Annotated in this window: 6 protein-coding genes; 2 read left to right on the top strand and 4 right to left on the bottom strand. The window is 51.0% G+C overall.

The features are described 5' to 3' along the window. Positions 1 to 4 precede the first annotated feature (4 nt). From L3J94_12055 to L3J94_12065, 3 genes are read right to left on the bottom strand one after another with little or no spacing between them, the layout of a single operon-like run. Positions 5 to 175 carry an HDOD domain-containing protein gene (locus L3J94_12055; GenBank protein ID MCF6219455.1) on the bottom strand — a complete coding sequence of 57 codons (171 nt, stop codon included), beginning with the start codon at positions 173 to 175 and terminating at the stop codon, positions 5 to 7. Between the two features lie 39 nt (positions 176 to 214). Next, positions 215 to 595 (bottom strand): VOC family protein, encoded by a 381-nt coding sequence (locus L3J94_12060; protein ID MCF6219456.1) that lies wholly within the window; start codon positions 593 to 595, stop codon positions 215 to 217. Next, the gene (locus L3J94_12065) at positions 570 to 1,466 is read right to left on the bottom strand and encodes a DMT family transporter (GenBank protein MCF6219457.1); all 897 of its coding nucleotides are present in this window, start codon (positions 1,464 to 1,466) and stop codon (positions 570 to 572) included. Before L3J94_12065 ends, L3J94_12060 begins: the two co-directional genes overlap by 26 nt. A 94-nt stretch (positions 1,467 to 1,560) precedes the next feature. Between L3J94_12065 and dapC the strand changes: the two genes are divergently transcribed. Further along, on the top strand, positions 1,561 to 2,763 hold the full coding sequence (gene dapC / locus L3J94_12070) for a succinyldiaminopimelate transaminase (protein MCF6219458.1): 1,203 nt from the start codon (positions 1,561 to 1,563) through the stop codon (positions 2,761 to 2,763). A gap of 87 nt (positions 2,764 to 2,850) precedes the next feature. Then, positions 2,851 to 3,675, top strand: coding sequence for a 2,3,4,5-tetrahydropyridine-2,6-dicarboxylate N-succinyltransferase (gene dapD, locus L3J94_12075; GenBank protein MCF6219459.1), 825 nt, complete (start codon positions 2,851 to 2,853; stop codon positions 3,673 to 3,675). A gap of 194 nt (positions 3,676 to 3,869) precedes the next feature. Here the strand turns inward: dapD and L3J94_12080 are convergent. Further along, on the bottom strand, positions 3,870 to 4,049 hold a 180-nt coding region (locus L3J94_12080; protein ID MCF6219460.1), incomplete at its 5' end, for a hypothetical protein.

Here is a 4,049-nt window from a genome sequence, read left to right on the forward strand (position 1 = left end):
GACGCTAGAGGGGCGAGTTTGCATACTTCAACATCATCCCACTCAAGGTCGGATCTTCCGCCACCACAACCGCCACATCACTCATTGAATAGTCATCTTTTGCCAGCACATCCAGAATACGCATGCCCGCAGCGGAGACCTTAGGCAGGTTCAGACTCTCTAACTTAAATTTCATGACAGCTCCTTTTTGACAGATCTCAATTATTGGGCAATTCTATTGTTCGACAAATTCCAGCGCATTGCCATCGGGGTCACGAAAAAAGAGTGCTGTTCGCCCAGAGTGACTACACGTATATTCTATACTCTTCGACTGCAACGCCTGTCGCAAAGCCGCCACATCATCCATCACAAAAGCCACATGCCGGTCATGTCCACCGTGGGCTGGACGACCTGCAACCGGATCCGGGTTTGGTAACTCTAGCAGGTGAATGCTCTGCTCACCCACTAACAACCAGGCACCCGGAAAACCTAAACCGGGGCGGGCAGGGTCAAGCGGTATGCCCAGAAAATCGCAATAAAATTCCAGCGCACGGGCGATATCACTCACCAAAAGACTGACATGCGATAATTTATTTATTTTGAAACTTCTGTTCATTCAGGTGGCTCCTAGTCGATAGATAGGCCGCCAGCACAATCAGCCCGCCGCCAAACCACTCGGCCATTTGAATAACCTCATCACTCAATAATTGCGACGAGACCGCACCCACCACGATTTCAAATAGCAAAATCACCGCTGAACGTGACACCGGCATATGGGTAACACCATACAACACCGCCAGCGTCATCAACACCACACCAAACAACCCCAGCATTGCTGCGTAACCGACCGTCGCAAATGATGTTTCCGGAAAGTTCACCTCGGTAAAGAGCAGCCAGAAAAAAGCCAACAGTGTGACCGCAAACCAGGTGATTGCCGTTTTAGCCGACACCGAAACATCCTGCATCTTGCGAGCCATTACATTCGCGAGCGCAAAACCCATTCCCGCAGAGATGGCCAACCACTCAGAGAGATCCCGTGGCCAGGGCATACCGATTGAAGGCTCCCACAACATCACCGCAGCCCCTAACAAGGCCAGTATCAGTGTAATGGTCGCCATGCGGTCAAGGCGTTCACCCAATATCGCCATACCCAGCAATATCGACCAGATCGGTGATAGAAAAAACAGCAAAATAACCCGCACCACCTGCCCATCAAGCACCGCGAGAATAAAGGCCACATTACACCACGCATTGCTGGACATCAGCACGATCAACAACCACGGGTGGCGGCGCAGCTCGTGCCAGTGCCCTCGAATCAGCCACAGGCCAACCAGCGACGCAACACCGTACATCACCAGAGTTGCCCACAACCCACCCAGCCCGGACTCTTCCAGTAGGCGGAGTGGATACCAGATCACTCCCCACATCGCCGCAGAAAATAATAGGCTCAAAACAGGGAAAAAGTGTAACTGGGATTTGGACAGCATAAACGGATGCTCTATAATTGCGGACTTGGGGAGTAGTATCGGCACAGCCGAATACTAATTCTAGAATTAATCCAGATAGCTACGATACGATAAAATGAACCCTGACCTTAATAAACTCCACCCCTACCCGTTTGAAAAGCTGGCCAAACTCAAGGCAGAGGCAGAGGCAGAGTTCAGTGCTCGCGGTGAACATATTGCGCTCTCCATTGGCGAGCCGAAACACCCCACGCCCGACTTCATCATCGACACCCTGAGCGCACACCTTAGCACACTCACCAACTACCCAACGACCAAGGGTACCACCGAGCTACGCCAAACGATTGCAGACTGGTTAAGCCAACGCTTTTCACTGCCCGCAGACAGCCTGAATATCGAGCAACAGATCCTGCCGGTCAATGGCACCCGCGAAGCACTCTTCGCCTTCGCCCAGACAGTTATTGATCGCAGCCAGAATGCCATAGTGGTCTGCCCCAACCCGTTTTACCAAATTTATGAAGGGGCTGCTTTTCTGGCGGGAGCCACACCACACTATGTACCCATTACCGCCGAAAATGGATTTTTAGCCGACTACCTCTCTGTTCCAGAGTCTATCTGGGAGAAGTGCCAACTGCTTTACCTTTGTACACCCAATAATCCCACAGGTGCCACTTACACAGTCGAAACCCTTCAAGCACTGATCAAGCTAGCGAATAAATATAACTTTATTCTAGCCTCCGACGAGTGCTATTCGGAGATCTACTTCGATGAAAATAAGCGACCCGCCGGCCTGCTACAGGCCGCGGCCGCCATGGGCCACAACGACCATAAAAACTGTGTGGTATTCCACAGTCTCTCCAAACGATCCAACGCACCGGGGCTACGGTCGGGCTTTGTAGCCGGCGATGCCGATGTCATCACGCAATTTTTACGCTATCGCACCTACCACGGCAGCGCGATGTCACTACCGGTACAAGCCGCCTCTATCGCCGCTTGGCGTGATGAAGCCCACGTAAAACAGAACCGGGAGCTCTATCGTGAAAAGTTTGCCCGTGTATTGGAGATACTCTCACCCGTAATGACACTGCAACAGCCCTCAGCCAGCTTCTACCTCTGGGCCAAAACCCCCATTAACGATGAACTGTTTGCCCAGAGACTGTATGCTGAGTGCAATGTTACCGTACTGCCCGGCAGCTACCTCTCCCGTGATGTAGATAACATGATACCTGGGGCCAACTATGTACGTATGGCACTGGTTGCCAGTGTAGAGGAGTGCATTGAAGCGGCTGAGCGCATGCGTGATTTTATTAAACGTTTATAACCCGGATAAAACCACCGTGATGTTAAAATCATATTTAACACGCAACCTTACACATCGAACAACAAATCATTCAGAGCGGAGTTAACCATGAGCAACATACAACAAATCATCGAAGAAGCCTTCGAAATCCGAGCAGAGATTACCCCTCGAAATGTCGATACCCACGTCAAAGAGGCGGTTAACGAAGCGATGACCAAGCTCGACAGTGGTGAGCTGCGAGTAGCCAACCAACGAGGCGTGGGTGACTGGGTGGTCAATGAGTGGCTGAAAAAAGCGGTACTGCTCTCTTTTCGTATCGAAGACAATGAGTTTATGAAAGGTGGTTATACCAACTACTACGACAAAGTGCCCTCCAAATTTGCCGATTACAACACCCGCGATTTTCGTGATTCAGGCATACGCGTTGTACCACCGGCCTCTGTTCGTCGCGGGTCCTACGTCGCCTCCGGCACGGTTCTAATGCCCTCTTATGTCAACATCGGAGCCTATGTTGACAGCGGCACCATGGTAGACACTTGGGCAACGGTTGGCTCATGTGCCCAAATTGGTAAAAACGTCCACCTCTCAGGCGGCGTAGGCATTGGCGGGGTACTCGAGCCATTGCAAGCGTCACCGACTATCATCGAAGACAACTGCTTCGTCGGCGCACGCTCCGAAGTTGTTGAGGGTGTAATTGTTGAAGAGGGTTCGGTTATCTCCATGGGTGTTTACATTGGCCAGAGCACCAAAATATACAACCGCATGACGGGTGAAATTAGCTATGGTCGTATTCCAGCAGGTTCGGTGGTTGTTTCAGGTAACCTACCCTCCAAAGATGGCAGCTACAGCCTCTACTGCGCGGTCATCGTTAAGCAGGTGGATGCCAAAACCCGTGGCAAAGTCGGTATTAACGAACTGTTGCGTGATATCTAACCCGAATATTTCATGAACTGTTTAGGCTAGTACATCAACCCTCTTATATCGCCTAGTCAGCGATTCTGTGGCATTTCGCATCAAGGCATAGCTCGCAGGGAATGGTTATTCCCTTGAAAAACGCTATAACGCCGAGGCGGAGTGCCACAGAAACGTCCGAAGGGTTGATGTACTAGGCCACCACCACAAAAGCCTCACTGGAAATATTCAGCGAGGCTTTTCACTGTTTGCACAACACCTTGGCTCGCTAGGAGGCTGTCGGACTTAGGTGATCGTAGCGAGGGAAAGCCATTTTGAGTCCATTTTTTTGATCGTTTGAGGCGAATATTGGGCATATTCAACGAAAATGATCGGATAAATGGGCCGAGATGACT

It is taken from the genome of Gammaproteobacteria bacterium, assembly GCA_021647245.1.
In the GTDB taxonomy this organism is placed as follows: domain Bacteria; phylum Pseudomonadota; class Gammaproteobacteria; order RBG-16-57-12; family RBG-16-57-12; genus JAFLJP01.